22 protein-coding genes are annotated in these 17,916 nt (G+C 60.5%); all 22 read left to right on the forward strand.

What is annotated here, in order from left to right:
* Nucleotides 1–201: a phage head-tail joining protein gene (locus HGP14_RS02870; protein WP_168828328.1), complete on the forward strand. Its 201-nt coding sequence runs from the start codon at nt 1–3 to the stop codon at nt 199–201.
* Nucleotides 201–1,688 carry a phage portal protein gene (locus HGP14_RS02875; RefSeq protein ID WP_168828329.1) on the forward strand — a complete coding sequence of 496 codons (1,488 nt, stop codon included), beginning with the start codon at nt 201–203 and terminating at the stop codon, nt 1,686–1,688. Before HGP14_RS02870 ends, HGP14_RS02875 begins: the two co-directional genes overlap by 1 nt.
* Nucleotides 1,681–2,310, forward strand: a complete 630-nt coding sequence (locus HGP14_RS02880; protein WP_168828330.1) for an HK97 family phage prohead protease — start codon at nt 1,681–1,683, stop codon at nt 2,308–2,310. The genes HGP14_RS02875 and HGP14_RS02880 overlap by 8 nt, the downstream gene beginning before the upstream one ends.
* 79 nt (nt 2,311–2,389) lie before the next feature.
* Complete coding sequence (locus tag HGP14_RS02885) at nt 2,390–4,003, forward strand: hypothetical protein (RefSeq protein WP_168828331.1); 1,614 nt, start codon at nt 2,390–2,392, stop codon at nt 4,001–4,003.
* Between the two features lie 70 nt (nt 4,004–4,073).
* On the forward strand, nt 4,074–4,409 hold the full coding sequence (locus HGP14_RS02890; protein WP_205926999.1) for a DUF2190 family protein: 336 nt from the start codon (nt 4,074–4,076) through the stop codon (nt 4,407–4,409).
* Between the two features lie 4 nt (nt 4,410–4,413).
* A complete protein-coding gene (locus HGP14_RS02895) occupies nt 4,414–4,821 on the forward strand; it encodes a hypothetical protein (protein ID WP_168828333.1) in 408 nt (135 codons plus the stop codon).
* A gap of 1 nt (nt 4,822) precedes the next feature.
* Entirely contained in the window at nt 4,823–5,530 is a 708-nt protein-coding gene (locus HGP14_RS02900) for a hypothetical protein (RefSeq protein WP_168828334.1), read from the forward strand.
* Nucleotides 5,531–5,545: 15 nt separating this feature from the next.
* Entirely contained in the window at nt 5,546–5,734 is a 189-nt protein-coding gene (locus tag HGP14_RS02905; RefSeq protein ID WP_168828335.1) for a hypothetical protein, read from the forward strand.
* Nucleotides 5,735–7,240, forward strand: coding sequence for a phage tail sheath subtilisin-like domain-containing protein (locus HGP14_RS02910; protein WP_168828336.1), 1,506 nt, complete (start codon nt 5,735–5,737; stop codon nt 7,238–7,240).
* A 49-nt stretch (nt 7,241–7,289) separates the two neighbouring features.
* The gene (locus HGP14_RS02915) at nt 7,290–7,661 is read left to right on the forward strand and encodes a phage tail tube protein (protein WP_168828337.1); all 372 of its coding nucleotides are present in this window, start codon (nt 7,290–7,292) and stop codon (nt 7,659–7,661) included.
* Complete coding sequence (locus tag HGP14_RS02920) at nt 7,661–7,951, forward strand: hypothetical protein (protein ID WP_168828338.1); 291 nt, start codon at nt 7,661–7,663, stop codon at nt 7,949–7,951. Before HGP14_RS02915 ends, HGP14_RS02920 begins: the two co-directional genes overlap by 1 nt.
* 133 nt (nt 7,952–8,084) lie before the next feature.
* Nucleotides 8,085–9,923: a phage tail tape measure protein gene (locus tag HGP14_RS02925; protein ID WP_168828339.1), complete on the forward strand. Its 1,839-nt coding sequence runs from the start codon at nt 8,085–8,087 to the stop codon at nt 9,921–9,923.
* Nucleotides 9,924–9,932: 9 nt separating this feature from the next.
* Nucleotides 9,933–10,391 (forward strand): DNA circularization N-terminal domain-containing protein, encoded by a 459-nt coding sequence (locus HGP14_RS02930; protein WP_168828340.1) that lies wholly within the window; start codon nt 9,933–9,935, stop codon nt 10,389–10,391.
* 15 nt (nt 10,392–10,406) lie between these two features.
* Nucleotides 10,407–11,030 carry a hypothetical protein gene (locus HGP14_RS02935; protein WP_168828341.1) on the forward strand — a complete coding sequence of 208 codons (624 nt, stop codon included), beginning with the start codon at nt 10,407–10,409 and terminating at the stop codon, nt 11,028–11,030.
* Nucleotides 11,030–12,076: a phage baseplate assembly protein gene (locus HGP14_RS02940; RefSeq protein ID WP_168828342.1), complete on the forward strand. Its 1,047-nt coding sequence runs from the start codon at nt 11,030–11,032 to the stop codon at nt 12,074–12,076. Before HGP14_RS02935 ends, HGP14_RS02940 begins: the two co-directional genes overlap by 1 nt.
* A complete protein-coding gene (locus HGP14_RS02945; protein ID WP_168828343.1) occupies nt 12,073–12,534 on the forward strand; it encodes a phage baseplate assembly protein in 462 nt (153 codons plus the stop codon). The genes HGP14_RS02940 and HGP14_RS02945 overlap by 4 nt, the downstream gene beginning before the upstream one ends.
* Nucleotides 12,535–12,545: 11 nt before the next feature.
* Nucleotides 12,546–13,082 (forward strand): phage GP46 family protein, encoded by a 537-nt coding sequence (locus tag HGP14_RS02950; RefSeq protein WP_246704343.1) that lies wholly within the window; start codon nt 12,546–12,548, stop codon nt 13,080–13,082.
* Nucleotides 13,054–14,136 (forward strand): baseplate J/gp47 family protein, encoded by a 1,083-nt coding sequence (locus tag HGP14_RS02955; RefSeq protein WP_168828344.1) that lies wholly within the window; start codon nt 13,054–13,056, stop codon nt 14,134–14,136. The genes HGP14_RS02950 and HGP14_RS02955 overlap by 29 nt, the downstream gene beginning before the upstream one ends.
* Nucleotides 14,126–14,836: a putative phage tail protein gene (locus HGP14_RS02960; RefSeq protein WP_168828345.1), complete on the forward strand. Its 711-nt coding sequence runs from the start codon at nt 14,126–14,128 to the stop codon at nt 14,834–14,836. The genes HGP14_RS02955 and HGP14_RS02960 overlap by 11 nt, the downstream gene beginning before the upstream one ends.
* 15 nt (nt 14,837–14,851) lie before the next feature.
* Entirely contained in the window at nt 14,852–16,102 is a 1,251-nt protein-coding gene (locus HGP14_RS02965) for a hypothetical protein (RefSeq protein ID WP_168828346.1), read from the forward strand.
* The gene (locus tag HGP14_RS02970; protein ID WP_168828347.1) at nt 16,099–16,698 is read left to right on the forward strand and encodes a hypothetical protein; all 600 of its coding nucleotides are present in this window, start codon (nt 16,099–16,101) and stop codon (nt 16,696–16,698) included. The genes HGP14_RS02965 and HGP14_RS02970 overlap by 4 nt, the downstream gene beginning before the upstream one ends.
* A 71-nt stretch (nt 16,699–16,769) precedes the next feature.
* Nucleotides 16,770–17,795, forward strand: a complete 1,026-nt coding sequence (locus tag HGP14_RS02975; protein ID WP_246704358.1) for an acyltransferase family protein — start codon at nt 16,770–16,772, stop codon at nt 17,793–17,795.
* The last annotated feature ends 121 nt before the right edge of the window (nt 17,796–17,916 follow it).

The following is a 17,916-nucleotide window of genomic DNA, read 5'->3' on the forward strand; positions in this document are numbered from 1 at the left end:
ATGGCATGGACGCAAGTTGACCTCGACACGATCAACGCCGCGGTTGCGACCGGCGCCAAGCGTGTCCGGTTTCAGACGCATGAGGTCGAGTACCAGAGCCTGAACGACATGCTGAAGGCTCGCGACCTTATCAAGGCCGAAGTCGAAGGCGCGAGCGATCGCGGCGGGCCGATCTTTACCGAGTATCAGGGCGCATACTGATGACCATACTCGACAGCATCATCTCCTACTTTGATCCGGTCAAAGGCATTAACCGCGCTGCAGCTCGCCAGATGCTCGATGCATCGAAGCGCGACTATTCTGCCGCGCAATTCGGCCGGCGCAACCGAGGCTGGCGCGGAAGGGGCACGTCGGCGACGGCCGAAGTAAGCATGGCGCTTTCCACCCTTCGCGACCGTTCGCGCGATTTCGTGCGCAACAGCTGGGCCGGTCAGCGCATCCTCGATGTCATGACATCCCATGTCATAGGAACCGGGATCATGACCGTTCCAAATACCGGATCGGACAGGCTCGACGGCCGCTATCGCCTGCTCCGCGAGGAATGGGAATCGCAGTCAGACATCGAAGGCGTACTTGATTACGGCAGTCAGCAGGCGCTGCAGTTGCGGTCGATGATCGAGGGCGGCGACAGTGTGTTGCGCTTGCTTGCTATCCGGATCGAAGATGCCAACGGCACGGTTCCGTTTCGGCTGCAGGGACTCGAGGGCGACCTGATCGACACGACGCGCGACAGCATCATCGGCAGCAACGGCAACGTGCGTCTTGGCGTACAGCTCGGCGAATGGAATGCTCGCGAAGGTTTGTATCTGCACAGTGTCCACCCCGGTGATCAGAACGTTGCCAATGTGAGGGAATCCAAACTCGTCGAGTGGGGCAATCTCTGCCACCTGTATCGCCCCCTTCGGCTTGGCCAGATCCGCGGTATTCCGTGGTTTGCTCCAGTCCTTCTGACTGCGAAGGAAATTCAGGATCTGATGGAAGCTGCAATCGTGCAGCAACGCACGCAGGCAAGCTTCGCCGGTTTCCTGAAGCGCGCGCCTGGCGCATCAAATCCGCTGATGCCGAAGAAGGAAGACGACGCCTCAAGGGTCACCCGCTTAGAGCCCGGCACGATTCAGGATATTGGAGAGTCGGAAATCGTCTTCGCGAACCCGTCGTCTCAATCCGTCTTCGGCGAGGCTTACAAGGCGGGCATGTGGGCGATGGCGGCCGGTGCTGGCATTACCTACGATCAGCTGACCGGCGACCTCAGCCAGGCAAATTACTCGTCGCTTCGCGCTGGAAAGATCGAATTCCGGCGTCTTGTCGAACAGATCCAGTGGGGCTGTTTCGTACCCATGGTTTGCCGGAAGGTCGACCAGCGATTTGTGGAATGGGCGATCATGGCTGGCAAGCTGCCGAACCGTAAGGGCGGTTACCAGGTCGACCACGTGATGCCGGCCATCGAACCGATCGACCCCAAGAAGGACCTGGAAGCCGACATCCTCGCCGTGCGCGCCGGACGCATGTCACCGCAGGAGTTCATCTCCGCCTGGGGCCGCGACTGGCGCAAGGTTGTGACCGACTTCGACAGCTTCTTCAAGTTTGCCGACGCCAATAACGTCTTGCTCGATATCGATCCTCGCCGTCCCGCAAATGGGGCAAAGGCCAACGCCGCACCTGCGGCAGAAGGAACGCAAAATGACTAACGTCATTCGCCTGCCGCAGCTCGTCCGCAATGCCGAGGTCCGCGCTGCTTCATTCAATGACGCGGACAATACCATCGATGTGATCTGGACCACTGGCGCCGCGGTGCGCCGTGTGAGCTGGGTCGACGGTGAATTCGACGAAGAGCTTGTCGTCTCTCCGAGTGCGATCCGTCTGGACCGCCTCAATTCGGGAGCTCCCTTCCTCGACACCCATGGCACATGGAGCCTCGCCAATGTCATCGGCGCTGTCGTGAAGGGCTCCGCCCGCATTGAAGGTGGCAAAGGTGTTGCCAAGATCAGGCTGTCGACGGCGGCCGACGCCGTCGATCGCGTTGCAAAAATCAAGGAAGGCACCGTCTCAAATATCTCTGTCGGTTATCGCATCCACGCTGTGGAAAAGACCGAACGCGAGGGCCGAACTCCGATCCACCGGGTGATCGACTGGGAGCCTTGGGAGATCTCGGCTGTGCCGATTCCCGCAGATCCCGGCGCACAAGTCCGCAGCGGCGCAGATGACGCCGCTCTTTACGCCTGCCGGGTCATGCCTGATCTGACCGGCTCCAACGTAATTCGTCGTATGCGCATGCAGATGCAGATGCGGCAAAACCAATTGGCAAGCTAGCGCAGGCTACCGCGCCATATCCCGCTTCGGCGGGGCGCCCTTTGACGCCTGTGGGCTAGGCTTTCTCAAGGAAAAATCCATGACGAAGAAAAACGTTCTGGCGGTAGCCTGCACGCTCGCTATCGCATTCCTCGCAAGCTTCGGCTTCATGTCGGAAGCCTTCGCGGCCATCCCGCATGCGCCGGTTCACGCCTCGGCATTGATGGATGCGATTCGCGATTTCGCCCCGCATCTCGCAATTCCGCTTGTCGTGCTGCGCGCCGATCTGGAAGAGCTGCAAAAGAAGGCTGCGGCGAAGCTCGGCGAACTCAAGGATGACACCGCTCCTGATGTCGCTCGCACGATCCAGGCTGACCATACGAAGCTGCTCGACGAGATCGAACAGAAGCGCGCTCAGATCCGACAGGCCGAAGAAGAAGAAGTTGCCACGCGCAATGCTTCCTCGGCCAATCAGGCAGTGGTCGAAACAACCCGCGCGGCAGAAATCCACGATATCGGCACCCGCGCCGGCATGGCGGCCGATGTCATCCAGACTGCTCTGCGGAACGGCACGGCGGTTGATGCCTTCCGGGCGCAGGCTTTCGACCATCTTGCGTCCTCGCAATCGCGCACGAGTTCGGTGCATGTCATCACCGACGAGCAGGAAACCCGTCGCAACGCTCAGATCGAGGCCCTCTCCTATCGTCTCGGAGCGCCGATCCCGACTGCTGGACCGAGTGCAGCAGCACGCGGTCACATGGGGCATGGCCTGGTTAGCCTTGCGGTCGAGCTGACCGGCTATCGTGGGTTCCCCCGCAATGCCCGCGAAGTCGAAGGCATCTTCGAACGCGCCGCATTGACGACCTCCGACTTCCCGATCATTCTGGAAGGGTCAATCAACCGCACGCTGGAAACGCGCTATGCGCTGGCCCGTCCGACGTATCGCCAGATCGCGCGCCGCCGGAACTTCCGCGACTTCCGCCCGCACACCTCGATAAAGACCGGTGATTTCCCGATGCTTGAGCGCGTTCTCGAGGATGGTGAGATCAAGTACGGGAAGCTGACCGAAGGCAAGGAGACGCTTTCGGTACTTTCCTATGCGAAGGCGCTCTCGATCTCGCGTCAGCTGATGATCAACGACGATCTCGGGGCCATTCAGGAGATGCTTGCCGATTATGGCTCGACTGTCGCGCTGTTCGAGGAAATTGTTTTCTACACGTCGGCACTAAATGCGAAACTCGCCGATGGCAACACGGTGTTCCATGCCAGCCACAACAACCTGGCAGCATCTGGCGCGGCAATCGACGTGACGACTGTCTCGGCGGGCCGTGCTGCGATGGCGAAGCAGAAGAGCATCGACAATAATCCTCTCCTGCAGAATGCCCCGTCGATCATCCTGACCGGTCCCGACACGATCACGGCGGCGGAGATGCTTGTCGCCAGCATCACGCCGGCGACGGTGCAGACGGTCAACATCTTCTCGGGACGGCTTACCCCGGTTGACACCGCGCAGATCGCGGGCAACGCCTGGTATCTCTTCTCCGATCCCGCGGCCGGCTCCAACTATCGCTGGGGCTACCTCGATGGCTACGAGGCACCTCGCGTACGTGTCGAAAACCCCTTCGGCCGTCAGGGCATGTCCATGTCTGTCGAGCACGATTTCGGTTGCGGCCCAGTCGACTACCGCTACGGCTGGAAGAACCCCGGCGCATAAGCGCCGGGACTTTTCCTTCACCTCTCCGCCGTTGCTCATACGGCATCCCTTCTTTCATTAGGACATGAACATGAAGAACTTCCTTCAGCCTGGCCATTCGATCGATATTACGGTGCCCTCCGGCGGCATCACCGCTGGCCTTCCGGTTATCATCGGCTCGCTCATCGGTATTGCTAGCGTAACCGCACTCGAAGGCGATCGGGCATCGATCGCTCGCGTTGGCGTTTTCGACCTCCCGAAAGTGTCGGCCCAAGCGTGGACTCAGGGTGCGAAAATCTACTGGGATGCGGCTGCGAAGCTCGCCACCACGGTATCCACCAGCAACACGCTGATCGGTATCGCAGCCGATGTCGCGGCCAATCCTTCGGTAAGCGGGCCGGTGCTGCTCGGCGCGACGACGGTCTGAGGCAATGACCAATGTCTTCGAGCGGCTGGCGAAAGTCAGCCGCTCCACCGTCGAGCTCGTCCACGGAAAAGACGTGACGATCTTCCCGATATCGGCGAAAGATCCGAACGCTTCCGTCCGCCTGGCATCGCCGAACACGTCGTATCTCACCTCCGCCTGCTTCTTTGAAAACACGCTGATCGAGAACGACGCGAAGGCGCAGCCGCTGACCGGATCATCCGGACGGCTTGCGCATCGCAGCTTGCAGATACAGGCGTCAATCCGCCTGATCGACGGTATGCCGCTGACAACAGGCTTCTTCCTCCGCCGCGAGGAGGATGGCGCCATCTTCACCATTACGCAGTTCGATCCGGACGGGCTTGGCACGGTTCTCGCCACGCTCGCCAAGGCGCAGAAGCTGCCCGAGGTTTGACATGCTTGCAGCCGAGGCTCTGAGACTTGCCGCAATCGAAGTGTTGCGCCCGACAGCTGCGGTCGAAGCCGGAGAAGGCTTCCCGACGCTCGCTGGCCTCAATGTTCTGGATAGCCGCGAGATCGCGGTGCAGGACATCGATCGCGACAAGCCCTACACGCCGATCCTCGTGCTGCACACTGCCGAGGCCGGCGTGGCGCTGCGCGGTGCCCTGTCGTCGGCGGAAGATACTGCTGCCAACGCGGCTCTTGATATCGTTGCCGAGCTCGCCGTCGTAGAGAACGACAAAGACGGCGAATTCGCCGATGCCCTCGCTGCAAGTGATCCGGAAGCGCGGCTGGTGCTTGCTGCGCTCTGTTCGCAGGTCCGCTATCTGCTGGAGCGGAGCCAGGCCGGCGGGCTGTGGCGTCGCCTGGTTCGTCGGATCGTCAACATCGAATATCAGCCCTTCGAAGTTCCGAACATCGGCATGCGCTGGCAACGCATCACCATGCGATTCCATTGCGAGATCCGCGACGATGACTTCGAGGTCGAGGGCCTGCCAGAGCCCATGGCTACGGTTTATGCGGCGCTGCCGTCGCAATCGTATGCCAAGGCAAAGCTCGCCTCACTCGCCAGCCACTTTTCTCGTGACGTTCTTCCGCGATTGGAAGGCGTCGATGTCGATACCGGGGATAACATGCCCGGCTTCAAAGTCGATTTTCCCTGATCCTTGGAGGGTCCTATGACCGATCTCTACAAGCCCCGAGAGGGCTTGCGCATCCCCATGCCTGGCAGGCAGCCCGACTGGCCGGCGGAAGGGCGTCCCGTCAATTTCGCCAGTCCGTATGAGGCGCGCCTCGTCAAGGCTGGCGACCTCGTCAAAGTCGAAGACCAGCCGGAAGCGACCGGCTCCAGCGGAAGGAAGAAGTAAATGGCATCCAACATCCCCGCCAATCTGACGGCGCCGATCTTCACCTTCGATGTGCAGAGCGGCGGCAATTTTGAAGCCGAGACCCGGTTCATCGTGCTCGGTCATGGCCTTCCAGCTGGCACACTCCCCGAGGGCGGTATCGCGCTCTGCAACACGAAGCACGACGCGCGCCTGCTCGTCGGCGCCGGTTCGATGCTTGAAAGCATGTTCCTAGCGGCTCGCCGCAATGCGCCGACGCAGGAAATCTGGATCGGCCGCGTTGCCGACACCGGCACGGCAGAAATCCGCACCATAACGGTCGGCACAGTTCCCGCCGATGGCGGCCAAGGCGTGCTGCAGATCGCCGGCGAGACCATCTCGATCGAGATTGCGGCAGGCGCCACGGCTAACGCTGTCGCCTCGGCGATCGCGGCCGCCATCAACGGATATTACAACAGCCTGAAGGGCTATTCTCTGCCATTCACGGCGACCGTCTCGACCAACGTCGTCACGATAACGGCGCGTCACAAGGGAACCTATGCCGCGGGCATCGATATCTACATTCCGGTGCTCGACGCCATCAACGCCTTCAACGGCGTTTTGACCTTTGCGACGGCGACGCCCGGCGCCGGAGTGCCGTCGCTGACGAACGTGCTGGCGGCAATGAACGACGATCCTTTCGAGATCATCGTCTCGGCTTTTGGCGATGCGACGAGCCTCGGCCTGCTGGATACCTTCCTAAACGAGGTGTCTGGCCGCTGGTCTTATGCGCAGCAGATCTACGGCCACGCCTTCTATCCGAAGACGGACACCTCGTCGAACCTCGCGAGCTTCGCTCTGGCGCGCGACACCTGGCACCTGAGCATGATCCCGATGCTGTCGGGTGGCGGGCTTGCAACTCCGGAGTATCAGTGGGTTTCGGCCTTCGTCGCCCGGATCGCACCGTGGCTTGGCGGCGGCGCGAATGGCGATGTCTCGCGCAACCAGACCGGCCTTGTGGTGCAGGACGTGCTGGCGCCACGCGACCGCAATTACTGGATGGACTACGCGACGCGTGACGCTATGTTGAAGAACGGCGTTTCGACCTGGTCGGTCAACCGCAACGGCGACGTGACGATCGATAAGATCATCACGCACCAGCAGACGACGGACGGGGCCCCGGACACGACCTTCCGCGACATTCAGGCTGTGTTCCAGGTCACCTATGCGCTGAAGAAATTCCGCGCCGATCTTGCCTTCGAGCATGCGAACAAGGCGCTGGCGCAGGACAATCCGTCGAATCTCGATGCTGTCACCACGCCGAAGGACATTCGCGCGACGCTCTTCCACACCTATCAGTCGATGCCGGGCGTGCTGAAGAATGCAATTGCGGTCCTTCCGTCTATTGTCGTCACCATCGACCAGGACAATCCGAACCGGGTCAACGCGCAGCTGCCGATGGATCGCGTCAACGCCCTCGACATCTTCGCGGGTCTCGCGACGGTCTACAGCCAGTTCACCACATCGGCGGCCACGGCGTCCCTCTGACGCCTGGCTTTGAAACCTTCTCAGCAACTCCATCTAAGGGATCAATCCTATGGGTAAGGATTTCGGCGGGCGCATCAACGTGCGTCTTTCCACCGGTGCCACGCTCAGTTTGCGCGGCACTTTCAACACCAATCCGTCCGGACAAAGCAACGAGGCCGTCGTCAATCAGGACGGCTCCGTCGATCGCGTCGGGACCGTGCAAGCGCGCCGTGCGGAAATCAGCTTCGCAGACAAGGGGCTCGACTATGATGCCCTGATGAAGTCCCGCCGCTTCAACGTGACCATGATCGAGGAGTTCTCCGGCGTCACGCACTACTACACCGACGCCTTCATTGTCGGTGATCCCCAGACAAACCGCATGAACGGCGAAGTCACAGGGCTAACCATCGCCGCCGAGAAATATAATCGGAGCGACAACTGATGGCGAGCGTCGTCGTCAAGCTGTCGAAATCCTATACGGCTCACGACACGGCGTTCTCGGAGATCAAGCTCCGGGAGCCGCGCTACCATGAAATCTTCATGGAAGGGCGGGGCAAGCCGCGGGAGTGGCAGCCGAGCCCGCACGGGCCTGTCGTGGTGACCTATCCGGCTGTGGTCGATTCCTATCTGCAGAAGATCATGGTCGAGCCCGGCTACGACTGTATTTCGGAGCTTTCCACGGTCGATTCTTTCGCGCTGGAAAAGGCGGTCCTCGATTTTTTTCCGCTGTAGGCGACCTCGACGAGATCGCCGATGTGCTGATTTTCCGGCTCGGCTGGCAAGCTGAGCGCATCGAGAGAATGACGCCGTCGCAACTCAACTACTGGGCGAGGCGCGCCGTGGGTTTTGCTGAAAGGAACAGGAAGTGACGCGTACCGTCGAAGCGCAGCTGCGCATCTCTGCCGTCGACAAGACCGGACAGGTGTTCAAGTCCGTCGCCGGCAAGATGGGAGAAATCAACCGCCGTGCCGAAGCTCTCAATCGTCAGCAGGGCGTCCTGGCGCGTAGCTCGCAGGCGGCCTATGGCACCATGCTGCGCTACGCCGCTCCCGCTGCGTTGGCTTACGGCGCGAAAACCGCGTTGACTGATTTCGCCTCGGTCGAGCGCCAGATGACGCGAATCGGCATCACCGCCAATGCGAGCGTCGACCAGACGAATGCGGCGTTCACGCGCCTACAGGAGATCTCGAAGCAAGTGGCTTTGCCAATCGACTCCGCGGTGACCGCGCTGGACACGCTCGTCGCCTCCGGCATGGATCTGAAAGACGCGATGGACTTCCTGCCATCGGTGCTGAAGACGGCGCAGGCCTCTGGCGCTGCGACCGATGACATCGCGAATACAGCCATCAAGGCAGCGTCCGCGCTGAAGATAGAAACCAGTCAGATGCAGCATGCATTCGACATCATGGTGGCGGGCGGCAAGGCCGGTCAGTTCGAGCTGAAGGATATGGCGACCTATATTCCGGATCTCGCCAACTCCTTCGCCTCCCTCGGCTACAATGGCGAAGACGGCCTCAAGAAGCTAGTCGCCATTCTGCAGACGATCCGCGAGGACACCGGCTCGGCATCCTCTGCCGCGACATACGCTCAGAACGTTTTCGGCAAAATCTATTCGTCCGACACTGCAAACAAGTTCAAGGCGTTCGGCATCGACCTTCGCAAGGAGCTGGATCAAGCGCGCAAGAATGGCGAGGATACGGTTGCAGCCTTCACGAGAATTTCCAATGAAGCGATCAAGGGAGATCTCAGCAAGCTGCCGCTACTGTTTACCGACGAGCAATTCCGCCTCGGCATGCAGTCTCTGATGACCAGCGCCGACAGCTACAAGAAGTTCATCGATACCGTGAACGGTTCTCAAGTCGACGGCACGGTGCTGCGTGACCTCCAGCGCGTGACGGGCGATACGCAGGCGAGCATCGACAAATTGTCGAGCAGTTGGGACAAGATGATGAACAGCCTCGGCAAAGGTGTGTCGCGTCCGGCGGTGCCCGCCATGAATGCGGTATCGAACGATCTCGACTATGGCGAGGCTGTGCGGTCCTCACTCGGAGCACAGGGCAAGGGTTATTTGGCGACTGAAAACTGGATGGCTATGAACCTGCCGTTCGGGTCATTCTCCCATAGTGCCGAAGCGGACCGCCTGGCGCTCGCCGGCGGTTACCGTGATCCGGAATTCCTGAAGCGCATGCAGCAGGGGCCAAAAAACATGCTTGGTCCCTACAAGCCAGCAGCGGCTCCATCAACAAGCTTGGCGTCGATCTATGGCGAATATGCCGACAGCCGGCGGGAAGGCAACCGGATCGAAAGGGACAGAGTGCTCGCCGCAGGTGGTATGCCGAGCCTTACTCCCGGTATCAGTGGAAGCTTCGCCGATTTCTTCCGCATTCCGTCCAAGGAAGAATTTAAGGAAGCGATGAAGATCGACATCAGTGGACTGAAAGAATCCGGCGACGAGGCTGGCAAGCGAGTGGCTGACGGCGGCCGTGAAGCAGGAGACTCGATCAAGGAATCTGCCGCATCGCTTACCAGCGCCGGCAATTCGATCGGTGCGGCCATCATGGCCGCAGCCGAGAAGCTGAGCTCGGCCGCGAGTTCCTTCAATCGGGCGCTGACTTATAGCGCTGGAGGGCGGGTCAATGCCGACACCGGCCGTTCGATGCCGCCGCAAGCCTCCGCACCAGGCGGTGGTGGCGGTAGCTACTAGGAGGGTTGAATGCGTGATTGGGCAAAGACCCTTCGGCGCGCCAGCTTTCGCGGCGTCGAGTTCTGGGTCGACTACGAAGACCTGTCGGCGGGCAAGCGGCTGGCGCTGCACGAATATGCCGGCAGCCGGCAAACCGTCGTCGAGGAGCTAGGGCTTGCGACTGCACTCTATAGCGTGACCGCTTATCTCGTCAGCGATACGGCGGACGCTGAAGCGATGCTGCTCTCGGCGGTGATGCTTGCCGATGGTCCCGGCTATCTTGTCCTGCCGATTGACGGCGGCATGATCGCAACCGCGCAGGATTTCCGGCGCTCGCGCCAGAAGGACCGGCAGGGCTACATCGGCTTCGACGTCACCTTCATTCCGATGCTGAACGATGGCGGACTGTCCTTGTCGATCGGCGATGTCACCGCGGCCGTTGCCAATGGCTTTGCCGCTGCTGCGGCGCAGCTCGCAAAAATGTTCTGACCTTCGAGGTTCATGATGGCGGCAGATAGAGGCACGATCCTGACGTGGCTGGCGGACCTTTCTGTCGCCATCGTGACGGATCCGGACGACCTGGCGGACATGACCGCGCGCATCGCTGCGGCGCCCGACATCGACGCCGGCTCATTCGCGAATGAAGCGCTGTCTCTGATGCGGGTAATTGCTGAAAGCGTCGACGAGCTAGCGGACTTCGACCGGCTGGCGCAGCCGGTCGCGGCAAGCGGCATGACCGCCGATGCGATCGCCATCATGCTCGGCATGGGGCTTGCGGTTGCCGGGTGCCGGCCGGACTGGCCGTCGCGGCCTTCGGCGCGTCGGGCGCGCTCGCGGGTTTCGAGTGCTGGTGAGACGGCGGTTGCTGCGATTGACCAGCTTGGCGGTGATGGTGCCGACCTCTATGCCTGGTTGACCTCGATCACTGCCGTCGCCTGCCGACTGATCTCCGATCTAGCCGCGGATGCGGCGCCGGTCATCAAGGTATCGACCGGCGTGTCTCTGCCGTCGACGGTTCTCGCCTATCAGCTTTACGGCGACGCCAACCGCGCCGATGGCCTCGTCAATATCGCCGGATCGGCGACCCCGCTTGTCATGCCAACCCTCTTTGATGCCCTGGCTTCCTGATGTTGGAAACTATCACCATTGACGGCTTCCCCGCCGTCAAGGCAATCACCATCAGCATGTCGGCGGAAGAAGCGGTGCGCACGGCGGAGGTTTCGCTCGTGCCGAAGGGCGACGGGATCTCGGTGTCGCCGGGACAGGCCGCCACCGTCAAGACGAGCGGCGAGGTCCTGCTGACGGGATATGTTCGCGACGTGCGACCCTCGCATGATGCAACCAGCCGGGAGCTGATGGCGACGATCTGCTCGCGCACCGTCGACGCAACGGAATGCTCCGTCGAGCATCCAACCGGCGAGGTGATGAACAAGGATCTGGCGGCGATCGCCAAGGAGTTCGACGGTCTCGGCATCGGCATCGAGAGCGACGGCACGTTGCCAGTGGAGCCGCGTCACAAGCTGCATGTCGGCGAGACGCTGTTTTCCACGATCGAGCGGCGGGCACGCGGACGCGGCATCCTGATCTACGATACGCCGAAGGGGAAGTTGAAGCTTACAACCAAGCCGGAGGGAACCCACACGGGCGGCCTCATCTGGGGCAAGAACATCGAGCAAGCCTCGTCGGAAATCACCGAGCGCGGTCGCCACAGCGCGGTGAAGGTGCGCGGCCAGGCAAGCGAAGGCACCGGCAAGCAGCAGCTGCGTGCCGAGGCGACGGCGCGCGACGCAGGCGTTACCCGCTCGCGACCGCTGATCATCGTCCATGAGGGGGAGACCACGGTCGACCGGCTGAAGAAACGGGCCGATTGGGGCGTCAAGCGTGGTGCGGGTTACGCAGCGACGGCCTCGATCACCGTCACCGGCTGGCGGGATGCCGGCGGCACGATCTGGAACCGCAACTGGCTCGTCTATGTCGAAGACAGTTGGATCGGCATCGAGGGCATGATGGTGATCAAGAGCGTGACGCTGACGCAGGAGAGTGAAGGTCAAGGCACTTACGCCGTCCTCTCGCTCGCGGATCCTCGCGCGCTCGGCGGCGAGAATCCGCGCGGCAAGACGGCAGGCGTCTATTCGGCGCCCGGTGCGATCACGGTGGAGTATGACGACGAATGATCGGCAAGCGGATCGAACTCGACGGCGCCAACGCCGAAGACGGCGGGCAGCAATTCGTCAATGGGCGCGGGCTTGCCAAGGATGGCTATACCCGCATCCATCGCATCGAGCCGGCGGGCTTTGCCTCCTCGCCGGTCAAGGGTGCGAAGGCGCTGCTGTTTGCTCCGAACGGCCACGCCGATCAGGCTTACGTGTTCGGCGGAGAGCATCCCGGTCACAGGCCTGGCGGCCTGCCGGCCGGAGCAACGGCGCTCTACGATCACAACGGCAATATCATCAAGCTCTGGATGGACAGCGTCATCATGGATTTTGGGAGCCGCACCATCACCATGAACGGCGGCGAATGGCAACTCGCCGGAAATGTGACGATTACCGGCAACCTTGAAGTCGTCGGCAACATTCATGCGACCGGCACGATCATCGACGAACTGGGCAACACCAATCACCACAGCCACTAGCGGGGCCTTTCATGCTGAAGATCATTCCGGTCGACGACACCGAAGAGCTATATCGTTCGCCTGATCTTGGCTGGGATGGCATTGTCGGTGATCTCATCCTCAACCCACTGACACATCCCGATGCGCCTGGCGACTTTCGCGCCGAGCAGGGGCTCGCCACGCAAGTGCTGATCTGCCTGATGACGGACCGCCGTGTCGAAGCGAGTGAGCTTCGTGACGGCGATGAGAACCGCGGATGGATCGGCGATAGCTTCGATGCGATGGAAGGCGAAACGCCGATCGGGTCCCGCCTATGGTTGCTTCGTCGCTCGTCGCTTTATCCTGGCATCGAGATCAAGGCGCAGGACTATGCCCGCGAGGCATTGGAGCCACTGATCAGGCAGGGCGCTGTCTCCAAAGTGGATGCTGTCGCAACGCCCGACTTCGCGGCCAATCGGCTCGATCTAGCCGTGTCGCTCTACGGTCGCAACGGCACGCAGATCTACACCTCGAAATTCGAACTACTTTGGAGACAGATCGATGGCGTGGAAAATCCGCTCGCTCAGTGATGCTTCGGCCCGCATCCGCGGTGCCTTCCGGCAATACATACCGGGCAGTGATTCGGCGCTTAAGAACAGCTTCGTGACGATCGTCGCCAAGGTGCTCGCCGGTCTCTCGCACGAATTCGAGTTGCGCATAGCTTATCTCGCCAAGCAGCTTTTTCTCACCACGGCGACCGGTCAGTTTCTCGCGCTGCTTTGCGCCGAGATCGGCATTTATCGCAAGCAGGCGTCGGCAGCCTCCGGCATGGTCACGGGAACGGCCGCGTCATCGACGACCTATCCAGCCGGCATCCGGCTGATTTCCGGCAATATCACCTATGTCTCAACGGCCGTCGCAACCTCGGCAGCTGATGGCACATTGTCGCTTCCGGTGACATCGGAAGCCAAGGGGGCGGCGGCCAACCGGGACGCCGATGGCGCCCTTTCGCTCGCCGATCCGCTGCTCTTTCCGGATCTTGGGCAGGAATGGACGGTGACGATCGGCGGTCTGGGCGGCGGCGCGGACATCGAGAGCGATGAAAGCCTTCGTGCGCGCGGACTGCAGCGCAAGCGCAATCCTCCCGGTGGCGGGACGCTGACGGACTACGAACGCATCGTGCTTGGGGTATCCGGTGTGCTTGCGGCATGGGCCTTTCGCAGCGCCAACAATCCCGGCGGGGTTTACGTCTATTTTCTCTTCGGTGGTCGGGCGAATTCGATCCCGATTTCTTCCGATGTCGAGACCGTGCAGGCGGCAATTGACGCGCAGCGGCTTATCAGAGTCGACGACAGCGTTGCCGTGCCGCCGGTTGCGAGGCCGATCGACGTCACCATCAATGGGCTCGCCGGCGATACGTCGGACATTCGTATCGCGATCGAGGCGGCGATCTCCGCAATGTTCGTCACCAGATGCCGGCCGGGGATCGTCGGGAATACTTTCACCGTCTCTCTCTCGTGGATCAACGAGGCTATCTCGGGGGTCTCAGGGGAGGACCGGCATGTGCTTGCGGCGCCTGTGGCCGATATTGTTTTAACAGGCGGCCAGTTCCCTGTGCTTGGAACGGTGACTTATGGCGCGTGATCCCGGCCTCAATACCGTTACGACGGCGGCAAGTGTGCTCGCCGATGTTCTGCCGGTTGCCGCACCCTATGACCCTCTCGCCAACCCAAGCAATGACGACCTGATTGCTGCTGGCCTTGCTATGTGGCCGCAAGGTCCGGCATGGGGATCGCCTGACGGAACTGCGGTCTCGCTCTCGTCGAAACTTGCCAGGTTCACGCGCGTCCTGTTGGATCCTTTCGTGTGGCTATATGCACGCGCCTGGACGCTTGTCCGCAACATCAGTGTGCGCGGTGTTGATGAATTATTGCCGGAGTGGGAGACCGATTACGGGCTTCCTGATAATTGCGTCACTGGCGAAACGTCTGTCGCGGAGCGGCTGCGCGCGCTCGAAGCTAAGGTGAGCAGCGTTGCCATCGTCACGCCCGGCGATTTCATCAGAGTCGCCTCCTTCTATGGCTTCACAATAACCATCGAAGAGCCGGCCATGTTCGAATGCGGCTTCTCCGAATGTGGCGGCGAGCACACGGTCGGCGATATCCGCCAGGAGGTCTATTGGATCGTCCATGTCGACGGACTGGCGGTCGACTATTTCACCTGCGGCATCAGCGAGTGCGGTCTCGATCCTCTGTTCGATCTCGGCGACGGAGAGCGGTTGCTCTGCATCCTGCGCCGTCTCTCGCCGGCTTGGGCATTACCGGTTCTCAACAGCGACACCTAACATCAAGAGGTACCCATGAAATACCAAGCTCCGTTCGGATCTATCGATCCGAATGCGTCATATGTCGACCGCAATACGCCAGGTGCAGTGAAGGGCTCTGCCGTTCCCGCCGCCGCGATCGAAGGTCCTCAGCGCGAAATCGTCGATGTCATCGAGCAATCCGGGTTCGTTCCTTCGGACGACATGCAGCTGGCTCGCGCCATCCAGTCTCAGCGAATGAACTATGCGGTGGCGGGCGGGACTGCCAATGCCTTGACGACGGTACTCACGCCGGCAACGGAAGCGCTTACCGTCGGTATGGTGCTAAGGCTGCTCGTCACGACTGAGAATACTGGTCCGGTGACGCTGAATGCGGGGGTGGGCGCTCTGGCCGTCGTCACGGCCTCCGGCGCTCCCTTGGCGCGCCGTGATTTGGTGGTCGGCGACATAGCAACGCTAATTTATGACGGTGCCTCATGGCGAATGGCATCCATGGTGCGTAGCGAAGTCTTGCGCAACATCGGGGCCAACGTCACGCTGTATGTCCGCCCGGATGGGTCCGACAGCAACGATGGTTCATCCAATACCCCCGAAGCTGCATTTGCCACGCCTCAAGGCGCTGTTGATTACGTCAATCTCACCTTCGCTGCAAATTCGTTCACCGTTACGATCAATGTCACTGCCGGGACCTATCCCGGCCTGTTGATCCGGCGCTCGCCGATGCGGTTGATCATCCAACGTAACGGTGCTGGCACCGCACGAATCAGTGGTGCCGCGTTGGCCGGCGGGGCTGCAGTCAATGTACAGGGCAACGCTGAAGTAGTGTTTAAGGATATTTCTATCCGGGCGTTGAACGCCAATACCTACGGTCTGGTCGTCGACAATGCATTTGTGACTCTGGACGGCTGCAATCTCGATGACGCGCCGCTCTATAACATCGTTGCCGGCACCGGTGCCAGCATCTTGCTTGTCGGGCTCATCTCGATCACGGGCGGCAATCGCGCCGGCGTCATGCGCGGGCAGACGGGCGGACTAATCGAATCGTCAACCGTAACACCGCCGACAATGCGGATTGATAACGTCATTACGCTTAGCGGTTCCTTTGTCAGCGCGCAGACGGGCGGGGTCGTCTCAGTGCCGTCGATTTCCTACTTGGGCAACAGCAATATTATCGGGCCCCGCTATTCGGCAATTCTTAATGGCGTCATTTCTACAAACGGCGCCGGCGCAAATTTCTTTCCCGGTTCGGTCGCGGGCTCAGTCGCAACTGGAGGCCAATACGTATGATCTACGATCCGCACAATTGGTATTGGCTAGCCGACGACGGACGGCTCTATTCCTCCGCTCGCAACGCTACAATCAGTCGATCCGATGGCGAATATGTTGCGTGGAGTAAAAAGGGGAATGTCGCGACCCGTTGGCCTGTGGATGCGTCCGGCGATCAGACCGAGGGTGCTCTCCAGGACGTTCTAGCACCTTACGGCGTCTACCTCACCCTGTCGGCGCTGAAGGAATGCCTGAAGCACGCCCTTGATAAGGCTGCGGAGATCGAGCGGTTGAGGTGCATCACCCCTGGCTCGGGGCAGGCCATGGAGTATCAACAGGCGGCTGCGGAGGCCGGATTGCTGCTCGCTGCGTTGGCGGCGGATCCGGGACACGTACCTTCCGCCGCCGACTATCCCATGCTGGCTGCCTCGCTCGGCATCGATGGCGAGACGCTTGCCGATGTCGCCACGACTGTGGCAGCTATGCATGCGCAATGGCAGGCAATCGGGTCGGCAATTCGCGCCACCCGGCTCGCCGCTAAGCGGGAGATTGATCTCGCGCAGACCGTTGGAGCTGCAAAGGAGGTCGCCGGAGCGGTGGATTGGCCCGTGCTGTGAGCAAAATGGAATAGACCTTTTCGAGGTTGCCTGATACGACTGGGCTATATTATCCGGAGTTTCATTAAGTGATGTTGCATTCAGTGCAGTATCTTAGGGCGATGGCCGCCCTAGCGGTTGTTTTGTTCCATTTTCGCAGCCTTTTTGTCAGCGCTGGAGGACCTTCATCCGTCGCTGGCTTTTTTGACTGGGGCCACGGCGGAGTGCCGATTTTCTTTGTCGTGGCGGGCTTCATCATGGTGTGGGTCACTCGCTTGTCGCAGAATCCAACTGTTTTCGTAGTCAGTCGATTTGTCAGGATCTATGCTGGGTATCTACCGATTGCTCTGGTGTTTATGCTCTACAAGCGGTGTTCCTATGGACTGGAGCATTGGATCCCTGAAGGATTGGATCTATGGGGGTCTATCACGTTGACAGGAACAAACCCGAGTAAATTGCTCATTTACCCAGCCTGGTCCCTGCCATTTGAACTTTTCTTCTATGTGTGTTTTGCGATCTGCCTTTCCGCTGGAGCGCGCAATTTTTTAGCTGCTGGTTTTGGGCTTGTGTGTTGCGTTGTAGCGGCAGGGGGACTCCTTCCGAAGGCGTTGACTAGTGTGGTCATGAATCCGGTCAACATAAATTTCCTTCTCGGAGTTGGAACTGGTGTCATTGTGCTGTATTTCGGGGGAGCCCGTTCCGGATGGCGACGGCTCTGCGGATCATCTGCCGCGGCTTTCCTGGCGATTGGCATCGTCTATTCGGGGCCCGCGAGTGTTTGGCTAGATGTTCTAGGGTTCGGTGTCGGGACAGCCGCCCTTTTGTATCTTTTAGCAGCGTTGGAACTGGAAGGTCAAATTCCGCCCGTGGCTTGGCTGAGTGCCCTAGGGGATGCTTCATATGGTATCTATTTGCTGCATGTACCGCTCTTGTACGTTCTGCAGACTCTAGAGATTGATGCTTTTATAGCCTATCGCTTGGGCCCGTATGCGCTGGCGACTTTCTTTTTAGTGTTGCTGTGCTGCCTGAGTGTCGCTTACTACCGCGTCGTAGAACTGCCGATCAACAGAATCTTCAAGCGTATCGTTGGCAGGCGGCGAGTGACAAGCGCAGGTTGAGTCAACGTATTTCAGTGTACACCTGTCGGCCCGCGACGCGTGCTGGTGCTCAAGCGCGCCTTCCGGTCTGCCTGCGGGCGGCATCCATTTGGGCAAGATCGTCGGCTCTCTGCCGATCTAT

Source organism: Rhizobium sp. P32RR-XVIII (assembly GCF_012641395.1).
Classification (GTDB): Bacteria; Pseudomonadota; Alphaproteobacteria; order Rhizobiales; family Rhizobiaceae; genus Rhizobium.

What these genes read in the sequence shown, in the direction of transcription:
- HGP14_RS02870 (WP_168828328.1), top strand. Translation starts at nt 1, where the DNA reads ATGGCATGGACGCAAGTTGACCTCGACACGATCAACGCCGCGGTTGCG.
- HGP14_RS02875 (WP_168828329.1), top strand. Translation starts at nt 201, where the DNA reads ATGACCATACTCGACAGCATCATCTCCTACTTTGATCCGGTCAAAGGC.
- HGP14_RS02880 (WP_168828330.1), top strand. Translation starts at nt 1,681, where the DNA reads ATGACTAACGTCATTCGCCTGCCGCAGCTCGTCCGCAATGCCGAGGTC.
- HGP14_RS02885 (WP_168828331.1), top strand. Translation starts at nt 2,390, where the DNA reads ATGACGAAGAAAAACGTTCTGGCGGTAGCCTGCACGCTCGCTATCGCA.
- HGP14_RS02890 (WP_205926999.1), top strand. Translation starts at nt 4,074, where the DNA reads ATGAAGAACTTCCTTCAGCCTGGCCATTCGATCGATATTACGGTGCCC.
- HGP14_RS02895 (WP_168828333.1), top strand. Translation starts at nt 4,414, where the DNA reads ATGACCAATGTCTTCGAGCGGCTGGCGAAAGTCAGCCGCTCCACCGTC.
- HGP14_RS02900 (WP_168828334.1), top strand. Translation starts at nt 4,823, where the DNA reads ATGCTTGCAGCCGAGGCTCTGAGACTTGCCGCAATCGAAGTGTTGCGC.
- HGP14_RS02905 (WP_168828335.1), top strand. Translation starts at nt 5,546, where the DNA reads ATGACCGATCTCTACAAGCCCCGAGAGGGCTTGCGCATCCCCATGCCT.
- HGP14_RS02910 (WP_168828336.1), top strand. Translation starts at nt 5,735, where the DNA reads ATGGCATCCAACATCCCCGCCAATCTGACGGCGCCGATCTTCACCTTC.
- HGP14_RS02915 (WP_168828337.1), top strand. Translation starts at nt 7,290, where the DNA reads ATGGGTAAGGATTTCGGCGGGCGCATCAACGTGCGTCTTTCCACCGGT.
- HGP14_RS02920 (WP_168828338.1), top strand. Translation starts at nt 7,661, where the DNA reads ATGGCGAGCGTCGTCGTCAAGCTGTCGAAATCCTATACGGCTCACGAC.
- HGP14_RS02930 (WP_168828340.1), top strand. Translation starts at nt 9,933, where the DNA reads ATGCGTGATTGGGCAAAGACCCTTCGGCGCGCCAGCTTTCGCGGCGTC.
- HGP14_RS02935 (WP_168828341.1), top strand. Translation starts at nt 10,407, where the DNA reads ATGGCGGCAGATAGAGGCACGATCCTGACGTGGCTGGCGGACCTTTCT.
- HGP14_RS02940 (WP_168828342.1), top strand. Translation starts at nt 11,030, where the DNA reads ATGTTGGAAACTATCACCATTGACGGCTTCCCCGCCGTCAAGGCAATC.
- HGP14_RS02945 (WP_168828343.1), top strand. Translation starts at nt 12,073, where the DNA reads ATGATCGGCAAGCGGATCGAACTCGACGGCGCCAACGCCGAAGACGGC.
- HGP14_RS02950 (WP_246704343.1), top strand. Translation starts at nt 12,546, where the DNA reads ATGCTGAAGATCATTCCGGTCGACGACACCGAAGAGCTATATCGTTCG.
- HGP14_RS02955 (WP_168828344.1), top strand. Translation starts at nt 13,054, where the DNA reads ATGGCGTGGAAAATCCGCTCGCTCAGTGATGCTTCGGCCCGCATCCGC.
- HGP14_RS02960 (WP_168828345.1), top strand. Translation starts at nt 14,126, where the DNA reads ATGGCGCGTGATCCCGGCCTCAATACCGTTACGACGGCGGCAAGTGTG.
- HGP14_RS02965 (WP_168828346.1), top strand. Translation starts at nt 14,852, where the DNA reads ATGAAATACCAAGCTCCGTTCGGATCTATCGATCCGAATGCGTCATAT.
- HGP14_RS02970 (WP_168828347.1), top strand. Translation starts at nt 16,099, where the DNA reads ATGATCTACGATCCGCACAATTGGTATTGGCTAGCCGACGACGGACGG.
- HGP14_RS02975 (WP_246704358.1), top strand. Translation starts at nt 16,770, where the DNA reads ATGTTGCATTCAGTGCAGTATCTTAGGGCGATGGCCGCCCTAGCGGTT.